This window comes from Arthrobacter rhamnosi, from assembly GCF_054510855.1.
On the sequence record NZ_JBTNDT010000008.1, the window covers coordinates 72152 to 86902 of the forward strand.

Consider the following 14751-nt stretch of genomic DNA (forward strand, 5'->3'; position numbering starts at 1 on the left):
ATGCTGAGCCGCCTTCCTCGGCTGTCGAGCATCGCACCCCGGCTCGTCCGGGCTGGGTCAGTGCAGCTGGGGAGTTTTCAGGAGCTGCGTGTAGAGGGCCAGATGATCGCTGATCATGCGGGGGGTGCTGAACCGTTGTTCGGCGGTCGCCCTGACGCTGTGCCTGTCCAGCTGGGCGGCCCGGCCCAGGAGGAGGGGGAGTTCTTCAGCAGTGGGTGCCAGGTAACCGGTAATGGCGTGTTGGACGATTTCCGGGGCGGCTCCTCGGCACGTCGCCACCACGGGCGTGCCGGTGGCCATGGCTTCGATCATCACCAGGCCGAAGGGCTCGGACCACTGGATGGGGTTGATCAGAGCCATTGCGTTGCCCAGCAGGTCGTACTTCTCCTGCCCGCCGACCTCTCCCAGGAAGTCCACGTCCGGGCCCAGCATCGGTTCGATGGTGTCGCGGAAATACTGTAGTTCTGCGGATTCGTGCATCTTGGCGGCGATCTTCAGGGGGACCCCTGAGGCGCGGGCAACGGTGATCGCCTCGGCGACGCCCTTGTCCGGGCACATCCGGCCGAGGAAGCATGCGTAGCCCCCGCTGCCGGGACCGAGCGGGACGGCGGAGAAATCTATCCCGTGCGGGATCACGGCAGCCACACGTAACCCGGGAGTGCGGCTGACCTGGTCATGGGAGATCGCCACCAGGGCTGTGTCGGAAGCTGCTCGATAGATCTCCTGAAGGTGTGGGGTCATCGGGCCGTGAATGGTCGCAACCACCGGCACGTCGGCTGGGCGGTTCCGGTAGAGCGGACCGGACAGGGTGTGGTCGTGGATCAGGTCGACCCCTGCCAACCCCGCATAGGCCCGCACGATGTGGCCGAGCTCGGACCAGGTGGTCTCCAGGCGGGCCAGGTCCGAGGCGTCCGTGCCCGGCAGCTGCGGAACGGGGCAGGTGCTGTCGGCGGCTGCAACCAGAACCACCTCGTGCCCGGCGTCCGCGAAGCCGCGAGCCAGGGTATCGACCACCAGTTCGACACCCCCGTACCCCGGGGGTGGCACCGGGATCCAGGGAGCGACGATCAGCCCGATACGCATGATCACGGCCCTATCGGGAGGTTCGTTGTCGAGGCGACCCCGGGATCCGGCACGGTGGGTTACGGCACAGGTGGAGGTCGTGATCACGATCGCGGGACACGCGGTCAGGCCTCGGCTGCCGCCTGGGCTGCCGGTTGCGGCGTGAGCGGCGCAATGCGGGATGCATGGCGCGAACTCAGCGTTCGGGGTGGTGTCGGTAGGCCGGGGTGAGCGTTTCTTCCAGTCGCGGGCGAGCATCCGAGCGCAGCACCATGCCGGGGGGAAGCCCGTCGATGGTGGCAGTCGTTCCTTCGGCCCGGATGGTGATGCGGGAGGTGGAGAGGCGGACCCGATCCGCGCGGAAAGCGCCGAACTGGAATGGCAGGATTGGAGCCAGGTGCACCTGACCCTGCGGCAGGATCGGATCGAAGCGCAACAGGGTGCGCATCAGTTGCACCGGTGCTGCGGCTGCCCAGGCCTGGGGGGAGCAGGAGGTGGGGTAGGGCACGGGTGCGTCGTACTCCTGGCGGGAGAACCCGCAGAAGAGCTCTGGCAGCCGCCCATCGAAGTGCTCAGCCGCGGCGAAGAGGCCCTGAGCCACCCGGGCTGCTTCCTCCGCGAAACCGTAGCGCATCAGGCCGGTGGCGATCAGGGCGGTGTCGTGAGGCCACACGGAGCCGTTGTGGTAGCTGACGGGGTTATAGGCCCCCATGTCCGAGGCCAGCGTCCTGATGCCCCAGCCGCTGAACATCTCGGGTGACATGAGCCTCTCGACCACCTGGGGAGCCTTCTCGACGTCCACGATGCCGAGCCACAGGCAGTGGCCCATGTTGGACGCGCACGCATCGACCGGGCGCTTGTCCTTGTCCAGGGCCACCGCGAAGTAGCCCCTGTCCGGCAGCCAGAACCGCTCATTGAACTCGGTCTTCAGGTCCGCCGCGCGCCCGGTCCAGGTCGCAACGCCCTGCTGGTCGCCGAGCTGGGCGGCCAGCAGGGCCCGCCCCAGGTAGGCGCTGTAGACGTAGGCCTGCACCTCGCACAGGGCGATGGGCGGTTCCGCCAGGTGCCCGTCGGCGAAGTTGATCCCGTCCCAGGAGTCCTTCCACCCCTGGTTCACCAGCCCGTGATCGTTGTGGCGGTGGTATTCCACGAAACCGTCGCCGTCGCGGTCCCCGTAGTTCTCGACCCACTCCAGAGCCCGGTCAGCGTTCCCCAGCAAGGTCTCGAGCTGGTCGTCGGCCAGGCCCCACCGGCCCACTTCGGCCAGAAGGGTCACGAACAGGGGGGTGGCGTCGGCGGTCCCGTAATATGCTTGCCCGCCTCCCATGGCCAGGCCTGCACTGGCACCCAGACGCACCTCGTGCAGGATCCGGCCCGGTTCCTCCTCAGTGTCCGGATCGACTTTCGTCCCCTGAAGGGAAGCCAGTGTCTGCAGGGTGCCCGTGGCCAGGGCGGGGTCCACGGACAGGCCCATGTAGGAGGACAGCAGCGAGTCGCGGCCGAACAGCGCCATGAACCACGGCGCGCCCGCGGCCACGGCCACCCTCTCGGGGTGGTCGGTGTCGAAGATCCGCAGTGAGCCGAGATCGGCCTGGCTGCGGGACAACACGTCCTCGACGTTCCGGTCGGTGACCGTCAGGTGTGGGAGGCCCTCCTCCCACTCCGTGTAGCGGCGGGCCGCTTCGTGGCGCACCGGCCCGGCCGCCTCGGTGAACGGGTTCTCGGGCCCCACGCCCTCCACCAGCGGAGTGCAGATGACGCTGGTGGACCAGGCACCCCGCGCTGGGACCTCGGTCTCGAAAACCACCGAGTTCTCCGTCATGGATGCGCCGGGTGCGCTGATCACCACCCCTCGGCGATATCCGGCCCGCGCCGCCTCGATCTGTAGCAGGTTCGGGCGAATGTGCCGGTTGCGGTCCGTGAAGATGGCGGTCCTGCCGCCCTTCACATCGAAGAGGTCGGCCAGATCCGCGTCCACACCGATCTCGACCCGACACGCTACGGGTTCCCGGGAGAAGTTGCGGACCCGGATGTCGTTGCGCAGTCCCGGGCCGACGTGACGCTCCTGCTCCACGACCAGAGCGCTGTCCGCGACTCCGTTCGGATGCCTCGGCCGGCCCACGAACACGGCCCGGTACGGTTCCAGCGTCCGCCCTGTCAGCGGCTCCAGCGGCATGCCGTTCACGGTGAGAAGCCAACGGGAAAGAATCCGCGTGTCCTGGTAGAAGGCTCCCTGAGGCTGGCCCGGGAGGATGTCCGCGCTCTGGGCCGAGATGCAGAACGAGGAGCCTTCCACGACCGTGACTGCGTCCACGCCCGATGAGCCCGTCGCATTGTCCGCGTTCCAAGCGCTCATCGCCGGTCCCTCATCCTCAGTCGGTACCGCAGGGAGACCTGGTCGATGCACCGCATCCGGAGCCCGGGCCTCTTCGCCCCTCCGATGCCGTCCAACCACTCTCCGTTCATCATCCCAACCTCTCTCGGGGCGGGCAATACCTTGGCGAGGTTCATCGACGTCGGCATCCCCGGTGCTCGCAGCGTGGCCCCGAAGCACGGAGCATCCCGGCCGGTAGGCCTCAGGAGCAGAGGGCAGGGGCCGGTCGGAGGAGGTTCCGCGGTCGGAAAGACCGCGTTTGACGGTGGGAGTGATCTGTCACATACTTGTGGAATCGATTCCATGGAATCGATTCCACAAAGACGTAGGGAGCAGCGTGCGGTCAGTGACGATCAAGGACGTCGCCGAGAAGGCGGGAGTGTCCATCGCAACCGCGTCCCGCGTGCTCTCCGGCCACCCGAGCACCTCGCCCTCCGCCCGTACCGCCGTGGAGCGGGCTGTGGCCGAACTGGGTTTCCGCCCCAATGCGCAGGCACGGTCGCTGCGCAAGACCACGACGCAGACCATCGGACTGCTCCTGCCGGACATCCGCAATCCGTTCTTCGCCGACCTCGCCCACGCCGTCGAGCAGCGTGCTCGGGACTTCGGGTACCTGACCCTGTTCGGGAACGCCAACGAGAGCGTCGAGCAGCAGGACCGCTACTTCGACGTCATGCTCTCGCAGCGCGTGGACGGCCTGATCGCGGCTCCCCAGGGAGATCGGGCGAGCCTGGCCGGCATCCTCGAGAGCGGGCTCCCCACGGTCTTCGTGGACCGCGTCATCGAGGGCGCGGGTGTGCCGAGTCTCAGCCCCGACAACCGCACCGGCATCCGGGAGGCGGTTGCGCACCTGACGGGGCTGGGGCACCGGCGCATCGGGTACATCGCCGGCCCGCAGTCCACGTCCACGGGCCGCGAGCGGCTGCAGGCGTACCAGGAGGCCATCCGGGAGTCGCCCGCCGACGACGCCGGCGAGCTCGTGTACATCGGCGACTTCCAGGCTGCCAGCGGTGCGGCTGGTGCGCACGCCCTCCTGGACCTCCCGAACGCTCCGACGGCACTCCTCGCCGCGGACAGCCTCATGTCGATCGGCGCCATCGGGGTCTGCAACGAGCGCGGTCTCTCCATCGGCGCGGGCCTGGCCTTCGTCGGCTACGACGACATCGAGGCCTTCGCGCTCCTGAATCCGGCCCTGACCGTGATCGCCCACGACGTCGACGCCATGGGCCGTGGCGCGGTCGACATGCTCGTGCAGGTCATCGCCGGAGAGCCTCCGCAGTCGCGGGTCCTGCCGAGCCGGCTGATCGTGCGCGGGTCCACCCCCGAACTCTCGAAAGGAACCGGCGCATGAGCACACCCATCCTGTCGCTGGACGGCGTGACCAAGTCCTTCGGCCCGGTCACCGTCATCGACGGCGTCTCCGTGGACGTCCACCCCGGCAAGGTCCAGGTCCTCCTCGGCGAGAACGGGGCGGGGAAGTCCACCCTCATCAAGATGATGGCCGGGGTCTACCAGCCCGACGGCGGACGGATCCTCGTCGACGGCAGGCCGGTCACGCTTCCCGACACCAAGGCGTCCGAGGCGCTCGGCATCGCCACGATCCACCAGGAACTCAACCTGGTCGGGTCCATGAGCATCGCGGAGAACATCTCGCTCGGCCGCATGCCCAAGCGCTTCGGGCTGGTCGACCGCCGGACGATGAAGGAGGACGCCCGAGCGGCCCTCGCCCTGATCGGCCTCGAGCTCGACGTCGACCAACACGTCGGCGAACTGGGCATCGCCCGGCAACAGCTCGTGGAGATCGCCAAGGCGCTGAGCCTGAACGCCCGCATGCTGATCCTCGACGAGCCCACCGCCGCCCTGACCAAGCGTGAGATCGCAGCGCTGTTCGCCGTCGTCGAGGACCTCCGGGCGCGCGGCGTCGGTATGGTCTTCATCTCCCACCACCTCGACGAGATCGCCGCCATCGGCGACTCCGTGTCCGTGCTGCGCGACGGCAGGTTCATCGCGGAGGTCCCGGCGACGACCCACGAGGACGAACTGGTCCGGCTCATGGTGGGGCGCGACATCGCCCAGCAGTTCCCGCGCCGCCGGGAGTACGGGGGACCACCCGAGACGCTCCTGTCCGTCCGCGACCTGTCCACCAAGGGCATGGTCAACGGCGTGTCCTTCGACGTCCGGGCGGGTGAGGTCGTGGCACTGGCCGGGCTCGTGGGAGCCGGCCGTACCGAGGTGGTCCGCGCCATCGCCGGGGTGGATCCCTACCTGAGCGGCTCGGTGACTGTCCGGGGCAGGGAACTGCCCAAACTGGACGTCGGCGCCGCTATCCGGGCGGGTGTCGGCCATGTACCCGAGGACCGCAAGGTCCAGGGGCTCGTCCTCGGTGCCAGCGTGAACGACAACATCGGCTACGCGACCCTGGCGTCGACGTCGAAGGCCGGCGTGGTCGACTTCGCGGGCCAGCGCTCCCGCGCCCAGGGCGTCGCCGAGACGCTCCGCATCCGCATGCGGGACCTCGACCAGCCCGTCGGCGCACTGTCGGGCGGCAACCAGCAGAAAGCCGTCTTCGCGCGATGGATCCTCGCGGAATCGTCCGTGCTGCTGCTCGACGAACCCACGCGCGGCGTCGACGTCGGCGCGAAGGTCGAGATCTACGAACTGATCAATGCGATCACGGCGGCCGGCGGAGCCGTCCTCATGGTCTCGAGCGAACTCCCCGAGGTACTCGGGATGGCCGACCGCGTCCTCGTGATGAGCGGTGGCCATATCTCCGGCGAACTCGACGCCACCACCGCAACCCAGGACGCCGTCATGTCCCTCGCCGTCCGCGACGTGCAGAGGGATCTTGAGGACCAGCAGATGAAGGACGAGGCATGAACGCGACAGCTGTACTGAAGCCCGCAGCCGGCGGCACGAGGAGCACGAAGTTCCTCGCGGACAATGGGGCGCTCGTGGGGCTCTTCGTCCTCGGGCTGGCGCTCTTCATCGCCACGCCGGACTTCCTCACCGGGCCCAACCTGCTCAACATCGGCATCCAGGCATCGGTCATCGCCGTCCTCGCGTTCGGCCTGACGTTCGTGATCGTCGCCGGCGGGATCGACCTCTCCGTCGGCTCCGTCGCAGCGCTCAGCGCGATGGGATCGGCCTACATGTTCAGCACTGCCGCCCTGCCGGGATGGCTCGCCCTGGTCGGAGGGCTGGTGTTCGGGACCCTCGCCGGGGCGGTGAGCGGCCTCGCGGTCGCGTACGGCCGCCTGCCCTCCTTCATCGCGACCCTCGCGATGCTCAGCGTGGCCCGGGGCCTGACGCTGGTCCTGTCCGACGGACGCCCCATCGCCACCGCTCCCGCCGTGTCGTTCCTCGGGGGCAATGTGGGACCGGTCCCGATGCCGATCGTCGTCCTTGTGCTCGCCGGCATCGTCGCGGCACTGATCCTCAACTACACCGTGATGGGCCGCTACATGTACGCGGTGGGCGGCAACACCGAGGCCGCCCGGCTCTCGGGCATCCCGGTGCGCCGTGTGCTCGTCACGGTCTTCGCCCTGTCGGGGCTCTTCGCCGCGCTCGCCGGCCTCCTGCTCTCCGGCAGGCTCGATTCCGCCCAGCCGCAGGCCGCCGCAGGCTACGAGCTGGACGCCATCGCCGCCGTCGTCATCGGCGGCGCCTCCCTCGCGGGAGGAGTGGGCCGCATCAGCGGCACCCTGATCGGCGCCCTCGTCCTCGTGGTGATCCGCAACGGGCTCAACCTGCTCAACGTGTCCTCCTTCTGGCAGCAGGTGGTGATCGGCGTGGTCATCGCGCTCGCCGTCGGCATCGACTCCCTGCGCCGCAAGTCCGGCAACCACTAGTCCTTCCCGCACCATCCGTAACCAGCAAAAGGAACCAACGATGAAGTTCTCCTCCACCACCAGGGCCGCGGCCGCCGCCATGTCACTCGCGCTCCTGCTCGGCACCACGGCGTGCAACCGCGGCGACGCAGCGAGCGACGCGAAGAGCGTCACGCTCGCCGTTTCCACCCTGAACAACCCATTCTTCGTCGAACTGCGTGACGGCGCCCAGGAGGCCGCGGAGGCCGCCGGTGTCGAACTCGACGTCGTCGACTCGCAGAACGACTCGGCCACCCAGACGAACCAGCTGGCGACGGCGGCGACCAGCGGCACCGACGGCGTCATCATCAACCCCGTCGACTCCGATGCGGCGGCAGCCTCCGTCGCACCGCTGGTCTCGGACAGCACACCGATCGTGGCCGTGGACCGCGCGGTCAACGGCGCCCAGGTGCAGTCCCTCGTCTCCAGCGACAACGTGGCGGGTGGCAAGCAGGCCGCCGACGAGCTCGCGAAGGCCATGGGCGGCAAGGGCACCGTGATCGTCCTCCAGGGCGTCGCCGGGACGTCGGCGAGCCGTGATCGCGGAGCAGGCTTCACGGAGGGGATGAAGGCCTACCCGGACATCAGGATCGTCGCCCAGCAGACGGCGAACTTCGACCGCGCGGAAGCCCTCAACGTCGCCACCAACCTCCTGCAGGCGAACCCGGGCGTCACCGGGGTGTTCGCCGAGAACGACGAGATGGCGCTCGGAGCGATCCAGGCACTCGGCGCACGCGCGGGGTCCGAGGTGAAGGTCGTCGGCTTCGACGGCACCACCGACGGTCTCACCGCCATCGAGGCGGGCACCCTGACGGCGACCATCGCCCAGCAGCCCGCCGAACTGGGCAAGCGCTCGGTCGAGGTGCTCGTGCAGCTGCTCAATGACGAGACGGTCGAGGAGGCCATCCCGGTCCCCGTCACCACCGTCACCACCGAGAACGTCGCAGACTTCGCGGGATGAGCACCGCGCCGGGCATCGTCGTCGTCGGGTCCATCAACGCGGACCTCGTGGTCACCCTCGAACGCCACCCCCAGCCGGGCGAGACGGTGCTGGGCCGCACGATGACGGTGCTGCCCGGCGGCAAGGGCGCCAACCAGGCTGTGGCCGCAGCCCTGCTCGGCGCCGACGTCACCATGATCGGTGCCGTCGGAACCGACGCCTACGCCGACGTCGCCCTCTCGGCCCTGACGGCAGCCGGCGCGGACCTGGCCGCCGTCCGGCGGACCGGCGGCGGCACGGGGGTCGCCGTCGTCGAGGTGTCCGACGACGGCGAGAACAGCATCGTGGTGCTGCCCGGTGCCAATGCCGAGGTGACGGCCGTACTCGTCGAAGCCTCCGCCGGAACCATCCGGGACGCAGCCGTCGTCGTCGTCCAGGGCGAGCTTCCGGCGGACGCGACGGCGGCCGCCATCCGGGCGGCTGCGGGGCGCGTGATCGTCAACCTGGCTCCGGTCATCGATGTCGACCGCACGACGCTCCTGCGGGCGGATCCGCTCGTCGTCAATGAACACGAGGGGGCCCTTGTCCTCGGGCAGCTCGGCGGCACCGCGCAGGCGGACCACGAGGCGGTCGTCGCGGCCCTTCTCGCCTGCGGCTTCGCGTCCGTCGTGATGACCCTGGGGGGAGCCGGAGCGCTGGTGTCCGACGGCGGTCCCGTCCTCCGGGTGCCGGCCCCGCGCGTCTCCGCCGTGGACACGACCGGTGCCGGCGATGCCTTCGTCGGAGCGCTCGCCGCACGCCTCGCGGCCGGCGAACCGCTCGACGACGCCGTCCGTTTCGCCGTCCGCGTGGGGTCCTACGCCGTGCAGCATCCGGGAGCACAGCCCTCCTACCCTTCGCTCGGGGACCAGCTCCCCGCCCTACCCCCGCAGGAAACGAGTACGTGAAGAAGACAGGCATCATCAACGCCCCGCTCAGTGGAGCACTCGCCACCCTCGGTCACGGTCACCTCGTGGTGATCGCCGACTGCGGGCTGCCGGTTCCGGCGTCGGCAACCGTCGTCGACCTGTCCCTCGTGCGTGGCACGCCCTCCTTCGTGCAGGTCCTCGACGCCGTGCTCGGCGAGATCGTGGTCGAGGCGAGCATGTGCGCGAGGGAGGCCGCGGAGTCCGAGGTCGAGGACTGGCTCGCCGGCAGAGGGCTCACGCCCCGGCGGATCTCCCACGAGGACCTGAAGGGGCTGCTGCCCGCGGCGCGCCTGATCATCCGGACGGGCGAGGCGACGCCGTACGCCAACGTCGTCCTGCAGTGCGGCGTCGACTTCTAGGCTCCGCCCGCTCCGGGTCGTCTTCGTGCGTAACCATTGGGCCACGAGATGCCGGCCGGAGGGCGTCCGCGTTTCATTGGCAGACGGAATTACCTAGGCTGTAGCAGTGATCTTCAAAGCAGTAGGCGACGGCCGCCCATACCCCGACCACGGACACGTGACCCCCAAGGACTGGGCGGAAGTGCCTCCCCGGCAGGTGCGGCTCGACGAACTCGTGACCACCAAGACCACGCTCGACCTCGAGGCGCTGCTCGCCGAGGACTCGACGTTCTTCGGTGACCTCTTCCCGCACGTGGTGCAGTGGAACGACGTGATGTACCTCGAGGACGGCCTCCACCGCGCCGTCCGGACGGCGCTGCACCAGCGGACCATCCTGCACGCGAGAGTCCTCGTGCTCGATGACTGAGAAGGATTCGCCGCGCCTGCAGCGGGCGGAGGCGAAACGGGATCCCACCGAGTGGCACGGCCACCGGATCGTCACCGAGACGGACCTCGGCGCCGTCTTCGAGGCCGACGACGACGCCCGCTCCCGCCGCGTGTCGACGCGCAGGATCCGCCACGGCATCGTTCTCGTGCTCCTCGTGGGGCTCTTGGCAGCAGCGGTCTATACAGCCCTCGCGCTGGCGCGCGGTGACATCAGCATCGGTCCCCTCGGCGCCTCGGGCGCCTCGCCGGCCCCGACGTCGACCTGCCCGGCCGGGCTGTTCGACTACCAGGACCCGAGCTCGATCACTGTGAACGTCTACAACAGCACGACCATCGACGGACTCGCCGGGACTGTGGCCGAGCAGTTGCGGGGGCGCGCCTTCGTGGTGAAGGACATCGGCAACCGGGAGGTCGGAGCCACGGGGATGACCGCGATCATCGTGTCGGGGGAGGGCGGACGCGCCAACGCCTTCACGGTCCAGCGGACCATACCGGAGTCGATCTACGTGGCCGACGAGCGCGAGGACAGGTCGGTCGACGTCATCCTCGGGTCCTCCTACAAGGACCTCGTCCCGCCGGAGGCCGTCGACACCACGCCGGCAGGGCTGACCTGCGCCCCGGAGGAGGGGGCGGCGCCCACGCCCACGGCGCCGTAGCGCGGCCGAGGGCAGGATGGGGTGACGCCGGCGGCTCAGGTGCGGCGGCGCACCGCACGACGACGAACCGCGAGCGGATAGGCGACCCACAGCAGCACCACCGCCACCAGCAGGACGCCGGTGACGACGAGTCCGGCCGGGCGGTTCACCACGATGTCGAAGATCAGGCCTGCGGTCCCGGCGAGGACGAGCCCCACCAACCCGGTGGTCACCTGGATGATCCTGCCGGTGTGGTGCACGAGGGCATCCTTCACCCTCAGCCCGAACAGGACGCGGTGGAGGTTCACGGCGGAGAGCACCATCGCCGTGATCAGCGCCGAGAGGCAGACGAGGCACAGGTAGGTGATGACCTGCACGCCGTCGAGCTCGGCGAAGCGGCTCTGGAAGGGCAGCGTCAGCAGGAACCCCGTCAGGATCTGGATGCCCGTCTGCATGACGCGCAGCTCCTGCAGCATCTCCTGCCAGTTGCGGTCCAGGCGCTGGTTGCGGCTCTCGCCGCGCCCGTCGTCGTCCGCCGCAGTGCCCCGGGGACCGGCGCCCCGGGGTGTCGCGGCCGGGGGATCGCAGTCCTCCAGCCCGGAAGCGGCCGTACCTGCCGTGCCGTCGCGGGCCGCGCCCGCCGGTGTGCTCACCGTCCTGTTCCGACCGTTACCGGGATGATCGCGCGCCGCCCTGCCATACGGCATCGAACGGGGCGTTGGATGCGACCCGGTTCCGGATGCCCTCGGTGACGAACTCCTTGGCGGTCCGGGCGGCGTCGAGTGGTGCCGCACCCTTCGCGAGCTCGGCTGCGATCGCCGCGGCGAGGGTGCAGCCGGCGCCGCTGACGGCTACCTCGCCCACCTTGGGAGCGGACAGGACCTCCAGCGTCTCGCCGTCGAAGTAGACGTCCACGGCGTCGGGGCCCTCGATGCGCACGCCGCCCTTGGCGAGGACCACGGCGCCGCTCTGGCCGTTGATGATGCGTGCCGCTTCCTTCAGGTCCTCGAGGGATTCGATCGTGATGCCCGAGAGCGACTCCGCCTCGAAGTGGTTCGGTGTGACGAAGGTAGCCAGAGGAAGGATGTTCGCCTTGAGGGCCTGGTCCGTATCCAGTGCGGCGCCGGGCTCCTGCCCCTTGCAGATCAGCACCGGGTCGAGCACCACGTTGTCCCATTCCTGGCTCTTGAGCGCTGAGGCCACCGTGTCGATGGTGGCGGGCGTGCCGAGCATGCCGAGCTTGACCGTCCGGAGGGGGTAGCAGGACTGGATGGCCTCGAGCTGGTCGGCGATGACCTGCTGGTCCACGGGTACGAAGCGGTGCTGCCACTCGTTCTTCGGGTCGAAGGAGACGATGCAGGTCAGCGCCACGATGCCGTACACGCCCAGCTCCTGGAAAGTCTTCAGGTCGGCCTGGGCACCGGCGCCGCCCGTCGCCTCCGATCCGGCAATGGTCAGGGTGGCGGGGGGCGCGGAAGTCTGGGTCTCGGACATTTTCCTAGTCTGCCCGAACCTGCTCCGCGGCTGCCACCCGGTCCCGCCCACGGATCCAATGGAGCTCCAGCCCCGGTGTGCGGTAGGCGCTGTCGCACCGGGTCGCCGGACCGGACCGTCCGACCCTCCGCGCGTCACCTCCGGCGACCGGTGGATCAGGCGGCTGGGAGTGTGCTCCCGTGATCGCTCCGGTGGCGCTACTCAGCGCACACGGACCATCTTCCAGACGCTGGCGCGGGCCACTGCGCCCGCACCGCCGATGATGAGGGCGATGGGGAGGTTCTCCAGCACCACCCGGGAGGGCGACAGCAGGGTGATGATGAGAAAGGCGACGAGCGTGAAGACGCCGAAGAAGACCCCGATGTGCACCCACTGGTTGCGGACGGGCCGGAGCAGGAACCCGAGCATCACGCCGAGCGGCAGGGCCGTGACCGCGCCGAGCAGGCCCCCGTACGCAAGGGCGAGGACGAAGACGCCCGGCGCCGTGTCCCCCGCCCACGGGAGCGAGAAGACCAGCGCGAGGACCGACAGTCCGACGAGGAATCCGACGACGACGGCTGCGGGTCCGAAGGTGACGTGGTGGCGCGGCGGTGGTCCGCCGTCCTGTACGTCGTCGTTCAGCTCGTCGCTCAGCTCGTCGTCGTTGTTCACGTCGTCGTCGTCGGCGGTCACTGCCGCGTGCCCCGGATGAGCTGGACGATGTCCTCGACGATCTTCCGGACCACGGGAAGCCGGGAGAGGATCACGAGTTTGGAGATGAGCGGAGCTGCCTGGTCGATCAGGCGTCGGGTACGGAGCTGACCGGGCGAGGAGTCGTAGACCCAGAACAGGGTGATGGCCATGGACGCGTACCAGAGGAGCTCGGGCAGGTCGTCGCGGATGGCGAGGGGTGGCTGCGGCCGCGACATGGCGACCGCCTGCCGGAACAGTGCGATGGCGCGGGCTCGGGCGACGGCTGATTCGCTGCCGAAGGGGCTCGTGGTCCTGGACGGCCGGATGGAGATGCTGATGAAGTTGGAGCCGAAGTCGTGGTACGGCCCCATGACGTCGATGTGGGTGTTCAGGACTATCCGCAGGAGTTCCCCGAGGTTCTGTCCCTCGCGCAGGAGCGGCAGGGCGCGGGCGCGGTGCTCCTCCTGCAGGCTGCGGTAGAGCTCGTGGACGAGGTCGTCCTTCGAGGCGAAGTAGTAGTACGCGCTCCCCGTCGAGACGCGTGCCTCGGCGGCGATGGTCCGCATGGTCGTCTTCTCGTAGCCGATCTCCCGGAACAGCCGGAGCGCGGTGGAGACCAGCAGCTCCCTGGTCGCTTCGCTCTTGGCAGTGGGCGTCGGCACGGATCTTCCTTTCGAACGTGTTCGATTCGAAGTGTAGTGCTGATTTGAACGCGTTCAGACCGATCGGCGCGGGCCGCCCGTCCTCCTCCACCTTTGTGCCGCCGCGCCGGGTGCCCAGACCCGTTGGTTCTCCTCCCCGGGAATGGCGCTCCGCCACGGATTTGCGCGCTCGGCTGCCCGCGGAAGTGCTCAGCGGGACGTCGAGGAGGTGGTGGGCTGCCTGATCGCCTGCCGCCCTTCGACAGGGAACCTGCGGCTATGGCAGCGCCGTCAAGACCGTGGGGCCCGCGCAGCCCGGGCGGCGGCGCAGTGGAGGGCAGAACGGAGCCGGGCTTCCAGTTCCGCTTCGCGGAAGAGGTCGGCCCACTCGAGTCGAAGCACGGTCCAGCCGATCTCCGTCAGCGCCTTTTCGCGCCGTCGTTCCTGGTACAGGACCTCGCTCGTCGGCGCGGCGCCGAAGTACTTCACCTTCCCGTCGAACTCCAGTCCCACCAGCAGGTCCGGCCAGGCGAAGTCGAGCCGATACCGGCCGAGATGGGTCAGTACATCGACCTGCGATTGGGGAGCGGGCAGCCCGAAGTGCAGCAGCCGGCTCCGGGTCAGAGTCTCGCCGGGCGACTCGGACAATGGATCCGACGCGGCAAGCACGGCACGCGCCCGGGCCACTCCCTTGGCGGGTCCGAGCAATTCGATCCGGGTGATGGCCGCTGCCCGCGAAACGCCGCGAGCGAGGCACTGATCGGCGATGATCAGGGCCTTGTCGAACGGGAGGGTCCGCGCACAGTCCGTTGTGGTCTGGAGGAGTGACGTCACGGGCAGTCCGCGGAGGAGGACGACGTCGTCCGCGGCGAGGCGGGCGCTGTGGTTCAGCACGTCCGCGCCGTGGCTCGCGTTCGAGGTGCGCGTCGGCTGGGTGACATGGACCGCAGTGCCGGGCCTCCACAGGCTGAGGCCGTGGAGTACGGCGGCCGTCTCATGGCTGTAGACGTGCTGTGCCGTCGGAAGGCCCACGAGGGAGTGGTGATGAGCCTCGGCCTGGAGTGCGAGCCGTTGCATCGTTGTGAGCCCGGTCCACTGGAGTTCCGGGACGTAGCAGTTCTTCCGCAGCCGTCGCAGATCACCGTGGGCCACCAGTCGCTGGATCCGCTGGCGGCTCAGTCCCTCGTCGAGGAGTTCCCGGTACCGCCACAGTGTCGGGGTCTCAGTGACATCCAGTGGTGAAGGCATGCTGTGACAGTGGCAGGGTGCGCGCCGCCGATGGCTCCGACGTCGTCCGATGTGGACAAACGACTC

Annotated in this window: 15 protein-coding genes; 8 read left to right on the forward strand and 7 right to left on the reverse strand. The window is 69.2% G+C overall.

All coding sequences use genetic code 11. From position 1 onward, the window contains the following. Positions 1-57 precede the first annotated feature (57 nt). Both ACX80I_RS14900 and ACX80I_RS14905 read right to left on the reverse strand, forming a co-directional pair. Positions 58-1083, reverse strand: coding sequence for a glycosyltransferase family 4 protein (locus tag ACX80I_RS14900; RefSeq protein ID WP_459345893.1), 1026 nt, complete (start codon positions 1081-1083; stop codon positions 58-60). 175 nt (positions 1084-1258) lie between these two features. Continuing rightward, the gene (locus ACX80I_RS14905) at positions 1259-3418 is read right to left on the reverse strand and encodes an amylo-alpha-1,6-glucosidase (RefSeq protein ID WP_459345894.1); all 2160 of its coding nucleotides are present in this window, start codon (positions 3416-3418) and stop codon (positions 1259-1261) included. Positions 3419-3773: 355 nt separating this feature from the next. On the opposite strand from ACX80I_RS14905, the gene ACX80I_RS14910 reads away from it, so the two are divergent. The 8 genes from ACX80I_RS14910 to ACX80I_RS14945 all read left to right on the forward strand — a co-directional run bounded on the left by ACX80I_RS14910 (position 3774) and on the right by ACX80I_RS14945 (position 10651). Continuing rightward, positions 3774-4787 carry a LacI family DNA-binding transcriptional regulator gene (locus ACX80I_RS14910; RefSeq protein ID WP_459345895.1) on the forward strand — a complete coding sequence of 338 codons (1014 nt, stop codon included), beginning with the start codon at positions 3774-3776 and terminating at the stop codon, positions 4785-4787. Further along, positions 4784-6313, forward strand: coding sequence for a sugar ABC transporter ATP-binding protein (locus ACX80I_RS14915; protein ID WP_459345896.1), 1530 nt, complete (start codon positions 4784-4786; stop codon positions 6311-6313). Before ACX80I_RS14910 ends, ACX80I_RS14915 begins: the two co-directional genes overlap by 4 nt. Continuing rightward, positions 6310-7284, forward strand: coding sequence for an ABC transporter permease (locus ACX80I_RS14920; RefSeq protein WP_459345897.1), 975 nt, complete (start codon positions 6310-6312; stop codon positions 7282-7284). The genes ACX80I_RS14915 and ACX80I_RS14920 overlap by 4 nt, the downstream gene beginning before the upstream one ends. Positions 7285-7324: 40 nt before the next feature. Further along, positions 7325-8263, forward strand: coding sequence for a substrate-binding domain-containing protein (locus tag ACX80I_RS14925; RefSeq protein WP_459345898.1), 939 nt, complete (start codon positions 7325-7327; stop codon positions 8261-8263). Then, positions 8260-9189: a ribokinase gene (locus tag ACX80I_RS14930; protein WP_459345899.1), complete on the forward strand. Its 930-nt coding sequence runs from the start codon at positions 8260-8262 to the stop codon at positions 9187-9189. The genes ACX80I_RS14925 and ACX80I_RS14930 overlap by 4 nt, the downstream gene beginning before the upstream one ends. Continuing rightward, a complete protein-coding gene (gene rbsD, locus ACX80I_RS14935) occupies positions 9186-9569 on the forward strand; it encodes a D-ribose pyranase (RefSeq protein WP_459345900.1) in 384 nt (127 codons plus the stop codon). The genes ACX80I_RS14930 and rbsD overlap by 4 nt, the downstream gene beginning before the upstream one ends. 106 nt (positions 9570-9675) lie before the next feature. Further along, the gene (locus ACX80I_RS14940; protein WP_087072852.1) at positions 9676-9975 is read left to right on the forward strand and encodes a type II toxin-antitoxin system VapB family antitoxin; all 300 of its coding nucleotides are present in this window, start codon (positions 9676-9678) and stop codon (positions 9973-9975) included. Then, positions 9968-10651 carry a LytR C-terminal domain-containing protein gene (locus ACX80I_RS14945; protein WP_459345901.1) on the forward strand — a complete coding sequence of 228 codons (684 nt, stop codon included), beginning with the start codon at positions 9968-9970 and terminating at the stop codon, positions 10649-10651. Before ACX80I_RS14940 ends, ACX80I_RS14945 begins: the two co-directional genes overlap by 8 nt. Before the next feature lie 35 nt (positions 10652-10686). On the opposite strand, the gene ACX80I_RS14950 is transcribed toward ACX80I_RS14945, so the two are convergent. The 5 genes from ACX80I_RS14950 to ACX80I_RS14970 all read right to left on the reverse strand — a co-directional run bounded on the left by ACX80I_RS14950 (position 10687) and on the right by ACX80I_RS14970 (position 14685). Then, positions 10687-11283, reverse strand: a complete 597-nt coding sequence (locus tag ACX80I_RS14950) for a DUF6328 family protein (protein WP_459345902.1) — start codon at positions 11281-11283, stop codon at positions 10687-10689. 16 nt (positions 11284-11299) lie between these two features. Then, the gene (gene thiD, locus ACX80I_RS14955) at positions 11300-12124 is read right to left on the reverse strand and encodes a bifunctional hydroxymethylpyrimidine kinase/phosphomethylpyrimidine kinase (RefSeq protein WP_459345903.1); all 825 of its coding nucleotides are present in this window, start codon (positions 12122-12124) and stop codon (positions 11300-11302) included. Positions 12125-12325: 201 nt separating this feature from the next. Then, the gene (locus ACX80I_RS14960; protein ID WP_459345904.1) at positions 12326-12796 is read right to left on the reverse strand and encodes a hypothetical protein; all 471 of its coding nucleotides are present in this window, start codon (positions 12794-12796) and stop codon (positions 12326-12328) included. After that, complete coding sequence (locus tag ACX80I_RS14965; protein WP_459345905.1) at positions 12793-13458, reverse strand: TetR/AcrR family transcriptional regulator; 666 nt, start codon at positions 13456-13458, stop codon at positions 12793-12795. The genes ACX80I_RS14960 and ACX80I_RS14965 overlap by 4 nt, the downstream gene beginning before the upstream one ends. Positions 13459-13728: 270 nt before the next feature. After that, positions 13729-14685, reverse strand: a complete 957-nt coding sequence (locus ACX80I_RS14970) for a type IV toxin-antitoxin system AbiEi family antitoxin domain-containing protein (protein WP_459345906.1) — start codon at positions 14683-14685, stop codon at positions 13729-13731. Between the last annotated feature and the right edge of the window lie 66 nt (positions 14686-14751).